The sequence below is a fragment of the Thalassotalea nanhaiensis genome (assembly GCF_031583575.1).
Classification (GTDB): domain Bacteria; phylum Pseudomonadota; class Gammaproteobacteria; order Enterobacterales; family Alteromonadaceae; genus Thalassotalea_A; species Thalassotalea_A nanhaiensis.
Genome location: NZ_CP134146.1, coordinates 3,929,710 through 3,944,851, shown reverse-complemented (window position 1 = coordinate 3,944,851; position 15,142 = coordinate 3,929,710). Strand labels below are relative to the sequence as shown.

Genomic DNA, 15,142 nt, shown 5'->3' with positions numbered 1-15,142 from the left:
TAAACAACTTTAATTAAGTGAGTGTTTAATCTTGATTTAGGTTCTTATATGCAAAAAACAGTAACTGCTCTACTCCTTAGAGGAGGATTTATTGTATGCATGTTAATCAGTATGATGGCGACTGCTCAAGAGCCAACGTTAAAGCAGGTAAAAGAAAGGCAAGAATTAGCTAAACAAGCCCTTGAAGATGCGCAGTTATCGTCCCAAAATCCCGCCCAAATTGGTAACACACCTTTATCCTCAATGCTGGCGCTGGCAAAAGCAATACGAAGTAACGATTATTTGGAAGCCCAAAAGTATTTTGATTTTCGAATCTTGGCCGACAGTATTTCTGTAGAGCAAAAAACAGAGTTAATTAAACAGTTAGACATTGTTTGGTCACAGCATCATTCCTTAGATATCACTACCTTAAGCGATGAACCGCAAGGTCATCTTGACGATGGTTTGCCTAGTTATCGTGACCTACTCGGTGTAATAGACTCCTCAATAAAAGATGTCCCTATCTATTTGCAACGAGTAAAGGTTGAAAATGGAAAACAGATTTGGAAAATATCGAGTAAGACAGTAGGGCAAATTCCTGAACTGTGGAGTGAATTTGGTTATCATCCTATTGCTGAGTCAGTTGGTGAGTATTTGCCGGAATTTCATATCTTCGACATGCAAAATTGGCAATTTGTCAGCTTTATTATCATTTTAGTTTGCTCTTGGTATCTAACCGATTTTATTCGCTATTTTTTGATTAAACTTGTGTCGTATTCAGAGGTGTACCGGCGAACAATGCGTCGCTTTATTAGAGTGCCGCTGCGTTTGTTTTTGTTTTTTATTTTTTTACAGTGGGCTACAGGGCACCTAGGCCTATCTATATATGCAAGGGTTTGGCTCGATACCGGAACATTAAACTATTTGGCATCGATTTTTCTTTCAATGGGGATCATTGAATTTTGTTTTGCCTTGTATGTCAGCCGCGCCAGTCAAGATAATAACAGTGTAGTTATTTTAAAGCCTATGGTTACCACGTTAAAAATTATCACAGTGATAGTGATTGCATTAAACTGGTTCAAAGATGCCGGTTTTAATATTACTGCAATAATTACTGGCTTGGGTATAGGTAGTTTGGCAATTGCCTTAGCCGCACAAAAATCTTTGGAGAATGTATTTGGCGCATTTACTTTATTTGTTGCCAGACCAATAAAGCCTGGAGATATGTGTAAATTTGGTAATACTCAGGGCAGAGTTGAAGAAATAGGCTTACGCTCTACCAAAATCAGAAAACTCGATAGAAAAGTTGTACATGTTCCAAACTCCACCATAGCATCGATGGAACTTGAAAATATTTCAGAAATAGATAACCGTCGCTATTTAAAACGCTTACGTATTCGTTTAAACACTCCAACAGACAAGTTAAAAGCCCTAGTCGAAGCGATACGCAAATTAATTGACGAACATCCAAACACTACCGATTTAGAACGCTATGTCAGATTTGAAGATATTGAGGAAGATGCATTTATCGTTGTAGTAAATGCTTATTCAACAGTATCTGGTCGAGTTCAATATAAAGAAATAGAAGAAAAAATCAATTTTCAAATTATGCAGATAATTGATCAGCATAAAGTTGAACTTGCCATTCCTGAGCAGCGGTTATCAATGAATGACTTAACAAAGCCAGCCTAAAGCATTAAGCCAATAACAAACAATATCCAAAAGGCAAAGCCGGTAAATATAATTTTGGTTATTTGCGTTTGTACTACGTCTTCTTCAGGCATATGTTTAACGGTCATTATGGAGCCAACAAATGACGGTAGGGTAAAGATAAATAACCCTGAAAACAACGGTAATTGGCCGAAGTAAATAATCGCTAAAACCGAAATAAATACTATCGCGACTATGACCAGTTGCACGTTCAATAATAATTTAAACGCAGGCGTTAAATTTTCACTGTTAATGCTTGGTTCATTGTTTATTTGTCGTTTGCAATTTCTGATAAATAACACGGTTAATGCCAATAACCCTGAGCAAAAAGCTAATCCTACTACTGTATAACTTAGCTGTGATGTGTGTAAGTAGTAACTAACTAGGGTTGGTGAAAAACCAAGTAATAATACATGAGCAAATATTGAACTGATCGATATTGCTTTAACATCACCAGGCTGTCTTGTTTTTAGGCGTAATATCATCAACATTATTAGTGCCGATAATGCGGTTAAGCCGTACGCAAGAAAACTACCATCAGTGGTCATTTTACTAAGCACGGTTAATCCCAAAGTAAACACTGAGAAGCAACCAAGTATTAACTTTAACATTTGATGGCGAACATGCAGTTGTTTTTGGCTGGACGGGCTTTGTTGATCTAATGCTTGTGCGTTGGTAATGAATGCTCGTTGATAATCATCAGCCAGATTAACGGTAATTTGAGCCAATAGCGCAAGAATTAATAATGAAATAAATAACGAGCCATCAACCACACCACTATACGCGGATAAACCCGCACCTAATATTATTGCTGCACAAGGCATGAAAAAGGTAATTGGTCGAATTGCGGATAAAAATAAATTAATTGCTACAGGCATAAAGAGTTAGGCGTCTAAAAATTCAGAGCACTATATTACACAAAAATTAACTGCGTTTCTGCCATTTTAAAGATTAAATATTACCGTAATGGCCAACTATGAATGACCTTATATTTAACACCTTGGTCTGTTGATATTGATTCATATAAACAAAAGCTACTGAACTCAATGTTAAAGTTTGGGCTGACAAGAACATCTGGCAGGTGTTTGGCTTTTCTGCATAAGGTTAAATGTGGAATATACGGCCGTTGTTGTATATTAACGGCAAGTTCGAGCGCGATATTAGTCAGTTTTTCCACTAATGTTACAAGGTTATTCGCAACACGGTCACTGCCTAAAAACAACACTTTCGGTTTCGCCCAAAAGCCAATATTGTTTAACGAAATTGAAAACTGTTCAGCGTATATATGATTAACGGCTTTAACGCACAGGCTCATGGTTTCCTCATCAACATTCCCTAGAAAAAGCAGAGTAATATGAAAGTTCTCCGATGTTACCGACTTAGTATCATTCGGTAAGTATTGCTCACGCCAGTTCGCAATATCTTGCTTGCTGTTGTTTGCTAAGTTCAAGCCAAAAAAATATCTGCCCACAGATGTTTCTCTAAAAAAGTGCCTGTCTAATTTTGGCGTAGATTAAGGTTAAATGTCAAAAGTGTGAGTCGCACTCAAAACGTGCATAAGTTCATATTGAGTGCAATTAGCTTACTCAGCTTATTTCGTACATCCTATTATGTTGCTGTTTTTAATGGTTATTTTGTTTGTTTTTTAGTTGGCATTGGCTTTGCAATATTCTTTTTAATTGCAGTATTAAAAACATATGGAGTTAAATATGAGTGAGCATGCAGGTATTAAACTGTGGTCATTTACAGGGAAAATGAAAACCCTTCACTTAAGCTGGATGGCATTTTTTATCACCTTTGTAGTGTGGTTTAACCATGCGCCGCTATTGGCGGTTATTGCTAACAGCTTGGGGTTGTCTTCAAGTGAAATTAAAACGCTATTGATCTTGAATGTCGCATTAACCATTCCAGCTCGGGTGATTATCGGTATGCTAACCGATCGTTATGGTCCAAAACTTACCTACACTTGGGTGTTAGCATTATGCAGCATTCCTTGTTTTATGTTTGCCACAGCCAGTAATTTTGAACAAGCAGCAATAGCACGATTCTTACTTGGTTTTATTGGTGCTGGTTTCGTTATTGGCATTCGTATGGTCAGCGAGTGGTTTCCTGCTAATGAGCTAGGCACTGCTGAAGGTATTTATGGTGGATGGGGTAATTTTGGCTCAGCAGCTGCAGCTATGTCACTACCAGCAATCGCTTTATTATTCGGTGGTGATGATGGCTGGCGTTATGCCGTTGGCTTGTCAGGCTTACTTAGCTTAATATTTAGTGTTGTTTGGTATTTAAATGTGTCAGATACCCCAAAAGGGTCAACGTACTTTAAACCTAAGCAAACCGGTGCAATGGAAGTAACCAGTAAAGGCGACTTTTGGTTATTACTGGTAATGAAAATTCCAATGTATGGTGCCTTGTCTTTATTAACCTGGAAGTTATCACCAAATGGCGTAAGTTTGTTTTCCGAGCAAAGTGCGCTTATTGCTTATTTTGCTCTAGTCTTGTTGTTTATTTATGAAGTAAAACAAACCTATAAAGTAAATGGTCACGTCTTTAAAAAGCCAGTACCAGAAATTCATCAGTATAAATTTAAACAAGTTGCTGTGCTTAATATCTTGTACTTTGCTACTTTCGGCTCAGAGTTAGCTGTTATTTCAATGTTGCCATTATTTTTTGCCGAAGTATTTTCATTGGATATGGTGTACGCCGGTTTATTAGCATCACTTTATGCGTTTATGAATTTAATGTCTCGACCAGGTGGTGGTTGGATAAGTGATAAATTTGGCCGTAAAAAAACACTGTTAATATTAACTGCAGGATTAGCTCTCGGTTATTTAACAATGTCTAGTATCGACAGCAGCTGGCCATTAGCGTTGGCGGTATTAGCTGCAATGGCGTGTTCGTTTTTTGTACAAGCTGGCGAAGGTGCGGTATTTGCAGCAGTACCATTAATTAAACGTCGCTTAACCGGACAAATTGCCGGTATGACGGGGGCTTATGGTAACGTTGGTGCAGTAGTGTATTTAACTGTACTATCAATGGTAAGTTATCAACAGTTCTTCTTAGTGATTGCGGCAACAGCGGTAGTTGGCTTTATAACATTACTGTTTATGGAAGAGCCAGAGGGCACTATGACAGAGGTTCGCGAAGACGGCACGATTGAATTAATTAATGTTACTTAAGTTTTAGTAGAGCTATATTATGTCGGCAAATGAAGTAAAGAATATAGAGAAGAACCTAAGTGTAACCGCTCAATTGCAGTTGCACTTTGGTGGTTATTCTTGTGCCGGTAAAAAAGCTGAAAACCAAGATGCGTTCGCAGCTTTTATTCCTAAAGCAAGTGAATTGTCATCCAAAGGAGCGGTTGCTGCCATTGCCGACGGTGTATCAAGTGCCTCCAAAGCGGCAGAAGCTGCACAGCTTGCTGTTACTCAATTTATTGAGCAATATTATTCAACCCCACAAACTTGGTCTACACGTAAGTCGGCAGCAAAAGTATTAACCAGTTTGAATCAATGGCTGTATTCTCAAACCGACTCGATAAGTGGTCAGGCACAACAATGGTTAACCACTTTTTCTGCATTTATTGTTAAGTCATCAACCGGCTATATCTTTCACTTGGGCGACACACGCATCAGTGTTTATAAAAATCAGCAACTTGAAATAATAACCAGTGATCATAATCGTAAACAAGGTGCGAATAACGCAGTGCTTACTCGTGCGCTTGGCGCCGATTCAAGGCTGCAAGTAGATGTTCATCAAGTGGATATTCAAAATGGCGATATTTATGCGTTAACCTGTGATGGTGTGCACGATTATGTATCGGCTAAATATGTTAAACAGCAATTATCTACTCTGCCAAAACATCCTAGCAATATAGAACTTGAACAACTCAGTAAGCAAATTGTTGAATACGCAATTGAGCAAGGCAGTGATGACAATGTTAGCTGCCTATTAGTATATATTCACACAACACCTAATCGACAAACCCAAGAAATAGAGCGCAACTTATTAAGTCGGCGCATTCCTCCAGCCCTTAACGTTGGCACTAAGCTTGATGGCTATAAAATAGCTAAAATTATCCATGCAAGTCACCGCTCGCACCTATATTTAGCGCAACATGAAGAGCAATCAACGCCGGTAGTTCTAAAGGTGCCGTCACAAAACTTTGCCGACGACACCATTTATCTACAAGGCTTTATGCGTGAAGCTTGGGTTGGAGAACGCATTAAGCATAGCAATATAATGCGGGTTAAAAGCGATCAAAAAGATAGCCGTTTTCTTTATCATGTGTGCGAATATATTGAAGGTCAAACCTTAAGCGAGTGGATGTTTGATAACCCCAAGCCAAGTATTGCCCAAGTAAGGGAAATCGTCAGCCAGGTTATTGCCGCACTTAGAACGTTTCAACGCTTAGAATTGGTCCATAGAGATCTTAAACCTGACAATATAATGATCGATAAATTTGGTCAGGTAAAATTAATTGATTATGGTACGGCGCTAATCGCCTCCCTTGATGAAAATAACGACACATTAACCGAAACTGTGCCGCAGGGATCGTTAAATTACATTGCCCCGGAAACGTTATTAGAATTAAGCGCCACCAATGTGAGTGATATATTCTCACTGGGGGTTATTTGCTATGAAATGCTTTGTGGCGAATTACCCTACAAACCGATGCAAAATACTACAATTACTCAAACTAGCTATCAGCAATGGCAATATCGCAGTATTAAACAGTTCAGACCTGAATTGCCATTATGGTTAGACCTAAGCCTGCAACAATGTACACAGGCAGATCCAAAGACAAGGTATCAGGCCTTCTCTGAATTAGCCGCCGACTTAACCAAACCAAATTTAGTCGCCGTTGAAGAATATAAAAAGCAGCCAATTCTTCAGCGCAATCCAGTTAAGTTTTGGCAAGGCGTATCTCTAATTTTATTTATTGCTCTTATCTTGTCAGTGGCCAACTAGTACAAGCAATTTCAACGTCTGAAAAGCAAGACACTTTATCTTTTTACTACTTTAATAATGTCCAATTTTTATTGTCTATATATTTATAGTTGATTCAGCTGTTTTGCTTTTTTCGACTAATTTTGCCTCGTTAAGAATTAATTGTGTATATTCTATATATAAAAATACATAAAATATATTGACCTTGATAAATGTTAGTGTTTAAATAAATTTATATTTTAAAAGCCCTCATTAATTGTCTTTTAGTGTTATGACGATAAATAAGTGGGTACATAATTTTTATAGGTTTATTTAATAAATGATTGATCAGCGTTTTGTTTTATTAAGCAAGGAAGATAATGTTTTTGTCTGTTGTGAGCAGGTAAAGGCTGGTGTTGAAGTATGCTTAGAGGAAAGAATGCTGACCATTCAGACCGAAATTAATGTGGGTCACAAAATTGCCAGATTTGACTTAATCCAAGGTGACAAAGTGATCAAGTATGGTGCACCAATTGGTTCAACAACCGAAAATATAGCGTTTGGCGAGCATGTTCATATGCATAATATGAAAAGCGATTATATCGCCAGTCATACTCGTCAAAAGCGAGCAGGAGAAGAATAATGCAAGGATATTTAAGAGCAGATGGTCGCAAAGGTATTCGCAATTTAGTTTTAGTTACCTATTTAGTTGAATGCGCTCATCATGTTGCACGAGAAATTGTCAATCAAAGTGAGTCAGACGATGTGCAATTAATCGGTTTTCCAGGTTGTTACCCTAATGAATATTCTCTAAATATTATGGAAAATCTTTGTTCTCATCCGAACGTTGCCGGCGTGTTGGTTGTTTCATTAGGTTGTGAAGGGTTTAATCGAGAGCAGTTATCACAAACAATAGCAGCCAGTGGAAGACCGGTTGAAACCTTGGTTATACAAAAAGCTGGTGGTACCAAAAGTACAATAGCAGCAGGACTAGATAGAGTTAAAGATCTTGTAAGTGCAGCACAAAAATGTGAAATGGTTGCCATGGATATGAGCGAATTAATAGTTGGTACAATTTGCGGTGGCTCTGATGGCACAAGTGGTATAGGTGCAAACCCTGCCGTTGGACATTGTTTTGACCGATTAATTGAGCAAGGCTCTGCATGTATTTTTGAAGAAACAGGCGAGTTGATTGGCTGTGAACAAATCATGGCTGACCGTGCAATAACGCCAGAGCTTGGTGAAGAAATTATGAAGTCAGTTGAGAAAGCTGAAAATTACTACACCTTAATGGGCTACGGCAGTTTTGCGCCAGGTAATGCTGAAGGCGGATTAACAACTCAAGAAGAGAAGTCCATGGGCGCTTATGCTAAATCGGGTAGCTCTAAAATTCATGGCTTAATTAAACCAGGCGATATCCCTAAACAGGGCGGGCTGTATTTAATGGATGTTGTACCAGATGACACTCCGTTATTTGGTTTCCCAAATATTTCAGATAATGCAGAAATTATGGAAATGATAGCATCGGGCTCTCACCTTATTTTATTTACTACCGGTCGAGGTTCTGTTGTTGGATCTGCTATATCACCTGTGATAAAAGTGTGTGCAAACCCTGAAACGTATGAAAATTTATCTGATGACATGGATATTAATGCAGGTAAAGTTATTACTGGTACCGCTACCATTGCTCAAGTGGGCGATGAAGTATTTGATTTAGTTGCCCAGGTTGCGTCTGGCAAGCAAACTAAGTCAGAAGAATTAGGTCACCAAGAGAGTATTATCACCTATAAAAGGTTTGAAGCGATTGGGCCTTCATGTTTGCCTACTGTCAGATAATTGAGAAATAAAAATGTTTAAAAAAAGACAAATAGGAAATACTAACTTAAAGGTAACTGAGTTAGGGTTCGGTGCAGCAACATTTGGCAATTTATACCGTCCTATGGCTGATGAAGATGCACAGCTGAGTATTAAAAAAGCCATCGACCTTGGGTTGAATCAATTTGATACAGCGCCTTTTTATGGCTTTGGTTTAAGCGAACGTCGAGTTGGTAATGCCTTAAGAGAATATGATAGCAATGACTTTGTCCTTTCCACCAAGGTTGGTCGAATTTTAGAGCCTTGCGCCAAAGCTGAAGACAAATATGGTTTTTGTTCACCAATGCCTTTTGAGCCAAAATATGACTACTCATACGACGGCATTATGCGTTCATTTGAGCACAGCATTCAACGACTCGGATTGTCAAAAATTGATATTTTGTACATGCATGATATTGGCCGAGTAACACATGGTGATGACCATGACCGATTATTTAAAATAGCAATGGAAGGTGGCTATAGAGCCATGGATGAGCTTCGTTCACAAGGCTTGGTTTCTGCTATCGGTTTGGGCGTTAACGAATATGAAGTATGTGAACAAGCAATGGATCACGGCTACTTTGATTGTTTCTTACTTGCCGGTCGTTACACCTTATTAGAGCAAAAAGCGATTGAAAGCTTTCTCCCACGTTGTTTAAAAGAAAACAGCTCTATTGTGTTAGGTGGTCCATACAACTCTGGTATTCTTGCCACTGGCGTTAAGCGTGACGGTGTAATTCCTCATTATAATTATGAACCGGCGAGTAAAGATATTATTAATAAAGTCGCCAAAATTGAAGGTATTTGCGAAGAGTATAATGTACCTCTTGCCGCCGCCGCACTGCAGTTTCCTTTAGCTCACCCAAGCGTGGTTAGTGTCATTCCGGGGTTAAGCTCAGCAAATCGAGTAGAAACTACCGCTCTGCAAATGCAATATGATATCCCTAGTGACTTTTGGTCAGCGTTACAACGTTCAGGTTTATTGTCCCCTGATGCGCCAGTGCCTACGGATAAATAGAGTAAAAAATTATGCGTATAGACTCTCATCAACATTTTTGGCAAGTATCTCGAGGTGATTATGACTGGTTAACGCCAGAATTAGAGAGCTTATACAGAGACTTTCAGCCAATCGATATTAAACCACTACTAAGTGATGCAAAGGTGAGTAAAACCATTTTAGTTCAAGCGGCCGAAACAACTGCAGAAACCGAATATTTGTTAGAGCTCGCTAGCGAGCATGACTTTATCGCGGGTGTTGTCGGTTGGATAAATATGGAAAGTGAGCAAGGCTTACTCGATTTACAACGTTTTAGTCAAAATCCTTTTTTTAAAGGAATAAGACCAATGCTGCAAGATATTGACGATGTTAACTGGATACTCAAACCTGAGCTTGCCCCTATTTTTGACATGTTAATTGCTAAAGAATTAACCTTTGATGCCTTGATTTTGCCTAAGCATTTAGATGTTTTGTCTATCTTAATTAAGCGATACCCGAACCTTAAAGTAGTGATAGATCACGGCGCCAAACCTTCTATAGAGAGCGGCTTAACGACACAGTGGTATGAAAAAATATCTAGCATTGCGCGTAACCCTTCAGTTTACTGTAAATTATCCGGTTTAGTGACTGAAGCCGGAATTAATCCAGAACTCGATAAAATCAGCCCTTATATGCAGCATCTTTTATTATGCTTTGGCGCTGAACGATTAATGTGGGGAAGTGATTGGCCAGTTGTTTACCTTAGTTCCAATTATTCAAGTTGGACAAAACAAGTAGAGACTTTCGTTAAGTCATTAACCACACAACAACAAGAAAATATTTGGGCTGCTACGGCGCAAAAATTCTATGCAATTCAATAGTAAAGGTTTTTTAGATGAGTAATAAGTTTGATGGAAAATATGCATTAATTACTGGTGCGGGTAGCGGAATTGGTCAAAGCACAGCAATAAAACTTGCTCAGCAGGGAGCACATATCATTATTGTCGATCTAGATATTGATGCTGCCAATGCAACAAAAGAACTGATTGAGAAATTTGACGGCAACGCGAGTAGTTACCAATGCGACATCGCAAATAATGTTCAAGTAAAAGATGTTATTGGCACAATTTTAAAGAACAATGCCATTGATATTCTTATTAACAATGCTGGCATTGCTCATGTTGGTAATATAGAGAATACCAGCGAAGACGATTTAGACCGTGTTTATAATGTGAACGTGAAAGGCGCATACAATATGATGTCGGCAGTTATAGGCTCAATGAAAGAGCGCAAGTCTGGCGTTATTCTAAACCTGGCCTCAATAGCAGCATCGGTTGGTATTGAAGACCGATTTGCCTATTCAATGAGTAAAGGTGCAGTGCTTACCATGACTTACTCTGTTGCCAGAGATTATATTAATGACGGCATCCGTTGTAACTGCATCTCTCCAGGTCGAGTTCATACCCCATTTGTTGATAATTTCATCGAGAAAAATTACCCAGACAATCAAGAGGAAGTGTTTGCCAAGTTATCTAAAAGCCAACCAATTGGCCGTATGGGTAAAGTGGAAGAAATGGCGGCTTTGATTAGCTATTTATGCTCTGATGATGCCGCATTTATCACTGGCAGCAATTTCCCGATTGATGGCGGTTTTGTCACTCTGAACAACTAGTTGTTTAATACAAAATAATAATAAAAATAAGGATTTAAAATGACAGAGCAAACTATACCAACCAACGAGGGTGCTAGCAGTATGCAAGACAATACTATTGTGACAACTCCAACCGAAGTGGTACCAAAGAAGTATTTAATCTCATTTATATTAATCACCTTATGTTTTCCTCTTTGGGGATTCGCAAATGATATTACCAACCCGTTGGTAAAAGCATTTTCAAAGGTGTTGCAAATGTCAGCTGCTGAAGGCACTTGGGTACAGGTGGCGTTTTACGGTGGTTATGGTGCAATGGCGATTCCTGCAGCTATTTTTATTAAAAAATTCTCCTATAAAGCAGGGCTAATGTTGGGGCTCGGTTTTTATGCACTGGGTGCCTTGCTGTTTCTCCCAGCAGCAGGCGCTCAGTCATTTACTGCATTTTTATTAGCCTTTTTTGTGATGACTTGTGGTTTATCATTTTTAGAAACCAGTGCTAACCCTTATGTATTGTCTATGGGGCCGGCGGCTACAGCAACACAACGTTTAAATTTGGCGCAAGCGTTTAATCCGGTAGGTTCATTACTTGGTATGTTTGTCGCCACTCAGTTTATTATTCAAAAATTAAATCCTGCAACAGATGCTGAGCGCAGAGAATTAGCAGCGCAAGGTTCACAAAGTGCCCTAGATCAGCTATCGCTAATAACGGCAAACGACTTAGCGGTTATTCGCGACCCTTATTTAGCGATTGGTGCCGTGGTTATTTTAATGCTGGTTATTATAGCGATTAAAAAAATGCCACGCACAGAAGAGAAATCTACGAATTTAGATATTAAAGGAACCTTCAAGCGTCTAACGGCTAATCAAAATTATCGTGAAGGTGTTGTAGCGCAAATGTTTTATGTTGGCGCGCAAATAATGTGTTGGACCTTCATTATTCATTACGGTACTGAAGTTTTTATGAAGCTGGGAATGACTGAACAAGCGGCAGAAGCTAAATCGCAAATGTTTAATATTTATGCCATGGTCATTTTTTGTTTAAGCCGATTTGTTTGCACGTTTTTATTAAAGTACATCAACCCAGGTAAGTTACTAATGGTACTTGCTGCTGGTGGTATGTGCTTTACTGGCGCAACTATTTTCCTTGAAGGCATTATGGGCATGTATGCCTTAGTTGGTATTTCTGCTTGTATGTCACTAATGTTCCCAACCATTTATGGTATTGCTTTAACCGGCACTGGGGATGATGCTAAGTTAGGCGCAGCTGGGCTTATTATGGCAATTGTCGGCGGAACATTCTTACCAATGGCACAGGCAACAATTATTGATATGAACGTTGTATTCAACAGTTTTTCAGCAACAAAAGCATCGTTTATATTACCGCTACTTTGTTTTGTAGTGATTGCGATTTACGGTAAACGTTCTCAGCAACATTTACCAAACTAAATCAAATTAAGGTACTAGGCTAAATGACCAAACGACATTGCTTTGCTCTGGATCTAAAGGATGATCCAAGCTTAATTGCAGAATATAAAAAATACCATAGTGCAGAGCATATTTGGCCAGAGATAGTTGCCAGTATTAAAGGCTCAGGCATTGAATCATTAGACATATACCTTGTCGGTAACCGTTTATTTATGATCATGGAAGTTAATGAAACCTTTTCATTTGAAGATAAACAAACAGCCGATGAAAGTAATCCTAAAGTGGTTGCCTGGGAAGATTTAATGTGGACATTTCAGCAGCAATTGCCTTGGGCAAAAGGTAATGAAAAATGGCTGTTGATGGAACAAATTTTTACGCTTTAACACTAAATTAGAGCGACTAATTTAGTGTTAAATGTGAAGTATTATTGACGTTGTAAATAGGATTAAATAAATGAAATTATTACGAGTAGGTGACTTAGGTCAAGAAAAGCCTGCAATACTAGATGACGCTGGTGTTATTCGCGATTTATCTGCTCATATTGCTGATATTGATGGAGATTTTTTTGCAAACGGCAATCCTGAAAAAATTGCTGCGCTTGATCTGAACTCATTACCTGTGCTTGATAATAACTTACGTAAAGGCGCAGTTATTTCAAAGGTAGGTAAGTTCATTTGCGTGGGCTTAAATTACGCTGATCATGCTGCAGAATCCGGAATGGATGTACCTTCAGAGCCGGTATTGTTTATGAAAGCGACTTCTTCAATCATTGGTCCAAACGATACTGTATTAATGCCGCCAAAGTCAGAGAAGTCTGATTGGGAAGTAGAGCTTGGTGTCGTTATAGGTAAAGAAACAAAATACGTATCTGAAGCTGATGCTTTAGATCATGTTGCCGGTTACTGTGTAGTGAATGATTTGTCTGAGCGCGAATTTCAAATAGAAAAAGAAGGCCAATGGTGTAAAGGCAAAGGGTGCGATACTTTTGGCCCAATTGGTCCTTATCTGGTAACAACAGACGAAATAACAGATTCTAATGAATTAGATATTTGGTTAGAGCTAAACGGTGAACGTGTCCAAGATGGTAATACACGTACCATGGTTTACAAAGTACCATTCCTAGTTTCTTATATTAGTCAGTTTATGAGCTTACAACCGGGCGATATTATTAGTACCGGAACACCTCCAGGAGTTGGCTTAGGCTTTAATCCACCTAAATACTTAAAAGAAGGCGATACCATGCGCTTAGGTATTTCAGGACTCGGTGTGCAACAACAAAAAGTTGAACGATACAAAGCTTAGTAATCCGATCATTATTGGACTTGGTATAACCATTAGGAAAACTTAACATGATTATTTCAGCCCCTAGCGATTACCGTGCTGCTGCTAAGAAAACCTTGCCGCCATTTTTGTTTCATTACATTGATGGTGGATCTTATGATGAGCATACACTTCGACGTAATGTTGATGATTTAGCTGATGTTGCACTAAAACAACGTGTGTTAAATAACATGACCGGTTTAGACTTGTCGACAGAGCTATTTGGTGAAAAACTTAACCTTCCTATCGCGCTGTCTCCCGTTGGTTTAACGGGTATGTATGCTAGGAGGGGGGAAGTACAAGCAGCAAAGGCCGCTGAAAACAAAGGCATTCCGTTTACCATGTCTACAGTTTCAGTTTGTCCTATAGAAGAGGTGGCACCAGAAATTCAAAGACCTATGTGGTTCCAGCTTTATGTGCTTAAAGACCGAGGCTTTATGAAGAACGTCTTGGAGCGAGCAAAAGCGGCAGGGGTTAAAACACTTATTTTTACCGTTGATATGCCTATTCCAGGTGCGCGTTATCGTGATATGCATTCTGGCATGAGTGGCTCATTCTCTTCTGCTCGCCGCATTTTTCAAGCAATGCGACATCCTAAATGGGCATTTGATGTGGGTGTATTTGGTAAACCCCACGATTTAGGTAACGTTTCAGCTTATCGTGGAGAAGCTACAAATCTTGAAGACTATATTGGTTGGTTGGGTAATAACTTTGACCCGTCAATATCATGGAAAGATTTAGAGTGGATCAGAGAGTTCTGGGATGGCCCAATGGTGATCAAAGGGATCCTTGACGTTGAAGATGCAAAAGATGCAGTGAGGTTTGGTGCTGATGGTATTGTTGTTTCTAATCATGGCGGACGTCAATTAGACGGTGTATTGTCTTCAACCAAAGCATTACCTGCTATTGCTGATGCGGTAAAAAGCGACCTGAAAATTTTTGCAGACTCAGGTATTCGCTCAGGACTAGACGTTGTGCGTATGCTTGCTTTAGGAGCAGATTGCGCCATGTTAGGTCGATCATATATTTATGCATTAGCTGCCCAAGGGCAAGCAGGCGTTGAAAACTTACTTGACCTTTATGAGCAGGAAATGCGAGTAGCAATGACCTTAACTGGCGCGAAAAGTATTGGCGATATAAATCAAAATTCGCTAATGCAATCGCTTTAGTGCAATCATTGTAAACGACGTTATAATTGAAAATTAATTAGCGCTATAATTGGCTTTATAGCGCTATTTTTTGCCCCACACGACGTGGGGTATGCCGAAACTACACGGATGTAAAAGTTTCGGTAAGTT

At 39.1% G+C, this 15,142-nt stretch carries 14 protein-coding genes; 12 read left to right on the top strand and 2 right to left on the bottom strand.

Annotated elements, in window-relative coordinates:
- Positions 1-48 precede the first annotated feature (48 nt).
- Positions 49-1,671, top strand: a complete 1,623-nt coding sequence (locus RI845_RS17110; RefSeq protein ID WP_348387390.1) for a mechanosensitive ion channel family protein — start codon at positions 49-51, stop codon at positions 1,669-1,671.
- On the opposite strand, the gene RI845_RS17105 is transcribed toward RI845_RS17110, so the two are convergent.
- Positions 1,668-2,567 (bottom strand): UbiA prenyltransferase family protein, encoded by a 900-nt coding sequence (locus RI845_RS17105; RefSeq protein WP_348387389.1) that lies wholly within the window; start codon positions 2,565-2,567, stop codon positions 1,668-1,670. The genes RI845_RS17110 and RI845_RS17105 overlap by 4 nt on opposite strands.
- 80 nt (positions 2,568-2,647) lie before the next feature.
- Positions 2,648-3,160 (bottom strand): RNA 2',3'-cyclic phosphodiesterase, encoded by a 513-nt coding sequence (gene thpR, locus RI845_RS17100; protein WP_348387388.1) that lies wholly within the window; start codon positions 3,158-3,160, stop codon positions 2,648-2,650.
- Between the two features lie 238 nt (positions 3,161-3,398).
- Here thpR and RI845_RS17095 point away from each other — a divergent pair, with 238 nt between their 5' ends.
- The 11 genes from RI845_RS17095 to lldD all read left to right on the top strand — a co-directional run bounded on the left by RI845_RS17095 (position 3,399) and on the right by lldD (position 15,013).
- The gene (locus tag RI845_RS17095; protein WP_348387387.1) at positions 3,399-4,868 is read left to right on the top strand and encodes a NarK family nitrate/nitrite MFS transporter; all 1,470 of its coding nucleotides are present in this window, start codon (positions 3,399-3,401) and stop codon (positions 4,866-4,868) included.
- A 19-nt stretch (positions 4,869-4,887) separates the two neighbouring features.
- On the top strand, positions 4,888-6,660 hold the full coding sequence (locus RI845_RS17090; RefSeq protein WP_348387386.1) for a bifunctional protein-serine/threonine kinase/phosphatase: 1,773 nt from the start codon (positions 4,888-4,890) through the stop codon (positions 6,658-6,660).
- A 298-nt stretch (positions 6,661-6,958) separates the two neighbouring features.
- Positions 6,959-7,261 (top strand): UxaA family hydrolase, encoded by a 303-nt coding sequence (locus tag RI845_RS17085; RefSeq protein WP_348387385.1) that lies wholly within the window; start codon positions 6,959-6,961, stop codon positions 7,259-7,261.
- Positions 7,261-8,454: a UxaA family hydrolase gene (locus tag RI845_RS17080; RefSeq protein WP_348387384.1), complete on the top strand. Its 1,194-nt coding sequence runs from the start codon at positions 7,261-7,263 to the stop codon at positions 8,452-8,454. The genes RI845_RS17085 and RI845_RS17080 overlap by 1 nt, the downstream gene beginning before the upstream one ends.
- A gap of 13 nt (positions 8,455-8,467) precedes the next feature.
- Complete coding sequence (locus RI845_RS17075; RefSeq protein WP_348387383.1) at positions 8,468-9,490, top strand: aldo/keto reductase; 1,023 nt, start codon at positions 8,468-8,470, stop codon at positions 9,488-9,490.
- An 11-nt stretch (positions 9,491-9,501) separates the two neighbouring features.
- Positions 9,502-10,329 carry an amidohydrolase family protein gene (locus tag RI845_RS17070; protein ID WP_348387382.1) on the top strand — a complete coding sequence of 276 codons (828 nt, stop codon included), beginning with the start codon at positions 9,502-9,504 and terminating at the stop codon, positions 10,327-10,329.
- Positions 10,330-10,343: 14 nt separating this feature from the next.
- Complete coding sequence (locus RI845_RS17065; protein WP_348387381.1) at positions 10,344-11,120, top strand: SDR family NAD(P)-dependent oxidoreductase; 777 nt, start codon at positions 10,344-10,346, stop codon at positions 11,118-11,120.
- 39 nt (positions 11,121-11,159) lie between these two features.
- A complete protein-coding gene (fucP, locus tag RI845_RS17060; RefSeq protein ID WP_348387380.1) occupies positions 11,160-12,545 on the top strand; it encodes an L-fucose:H+ symporter permease in 1,386 nt (461 codons plus the stop codon).
- Positions 12,546-12,568: 23 nt separating this feature from the next.
- Positions 12,569-12,907: an L-rhamnose mutarotase gene (locus RI845_RS17055; RefSeq protein WP_348387379.1), complete on the top strand. Its 339-nt coding sequence runs from the start codon at positions 12,569-12,571 to the stop codon at positions 12,905-12,907.
- A gap of 70 nt (positions 12,908-12,977) precedes the next feature.
- The gene (locus RI845_RS17050; RefSeq protein WP_348387378.1) at positions 12,978-13,826 is read left to right on the top strand and encodes a fumarylacetoacetate hydrolase family protein; all 849 of its coding nucleotides are present in this window, start codon (positions 12,978-12,980) and stop codon (positions 13,824-13,826) included.
- 47 nt (positions 13,827-13,873) lie between these two features.
- Positions 13,874-15,013, top strand: a complete 1,140-nt coding sequence (gene lldD / locus RI845_RS17045) for an FMN-dependent L-lactate dehydrogenase LldD (RefSeq protein WP_348387377.1) — start codon at positions 13,874-13,876, stop codon at positions 15,011-15,013.
- Positions 15,014-15,142 lie beyond the last annotated feature (129 nt).

What these genes read in the sequence shown, in the direction of transcription:
- RI845_RS17110 (WP_348387390.1), top strand. Translation starts at nt 49, where the DNA reads ATGCAAAAAACAGTAACTGCTCTACTCCTTAGAGGAGGATTTATTGTA.
- RI845_RS17105 (WP_348387389.1), bottom strand. Translation starts at nt 2,567, where the DNA reads ATGCCTGTAGCAATTAATTTATTTTTATCCGCAATTCGACCAATTACC.
- RI845_RS17095 (WP_348387387.1), top strand. Translation starts at nt 3,399, where the DNA reads ATGAGTGAGCATGCAGGTATTAAACTGTGGTCATTTACAGGGAAAATG.
- RI845_RS17090 (WP_348387386.1), top strand. Translation starts at nt 4,888, where the DNA reads ATGTCGGCAAATGAAGTAAAGAATATAGAGAAGAACCTAAGTGTAACC.
- RI845_RS17085 (WP_348387385.1), top strand. Translation starts at nt 6,959, where the DNA reads ATGATTGATCAGCGTTTTGTTTTATTAAGCAAGGAAGATAATGTTTTT.
- RI845_RS17080 (WP_348387384.1), top strand. Translation starts at nt 7,261, where the DNA reads ATGCAAGGATATTTAAGAGCAGATGGTCGCAAAGGTATTCGCAATTTA.
- RI845_RS17075 (WP_348387383.1), top strand. Translation starts at nt 8,468, where the DNA reads ATGTTTAAAAAAAGACAAATAGGAAATACTAACTTAAAGGTAACTGAG.
- RI845_RS17070 (WP_348387382.1), top strand. Translation starts at nt 9,502, where the DNA reads ATGCGTATAGACTCTCATCAACATTTTTGGCAAGTATCTCGAGGTGAT.
- RI845_RS17065 (WP_348387381.1), top strand. Translation starts at nt 10,344, where the DNA reads ATGAGTAATAAGTTTGATGGAAAATATGCATTAATTACTGGTGCGGGT.
- fucP (WP_348387380.1), top strand. Translation starts at nt 11,160, where the DNA reads ATGACAGAGCAAACTATACCAACCAACGAGGGTGCTAGCAGTATGCAA.
- RI845_RS17055 (WP_348387379.1), top strand. Translation starts at nt 12,569, where the DNA reads ATGACCAAACGACATTGCTTTGCTCTGGATCTAAAGGATGATCCAAGC.
- RI845_RS17050 (WP_348387378.1), top strand. Translation starts at nt 12,978, where the DNA reads ATGAAATTATTACGAGTAGGTGACTTAGGTCAAGAAAAGCCTGCAATA.
- lldD (WP_348387377.1), top strand. Translation starts at nt 13,874, where the DNA reads ATGATTATTTCAGCCCCTAGCGATTACCGTGCTGCTGCTAAGAAAACC.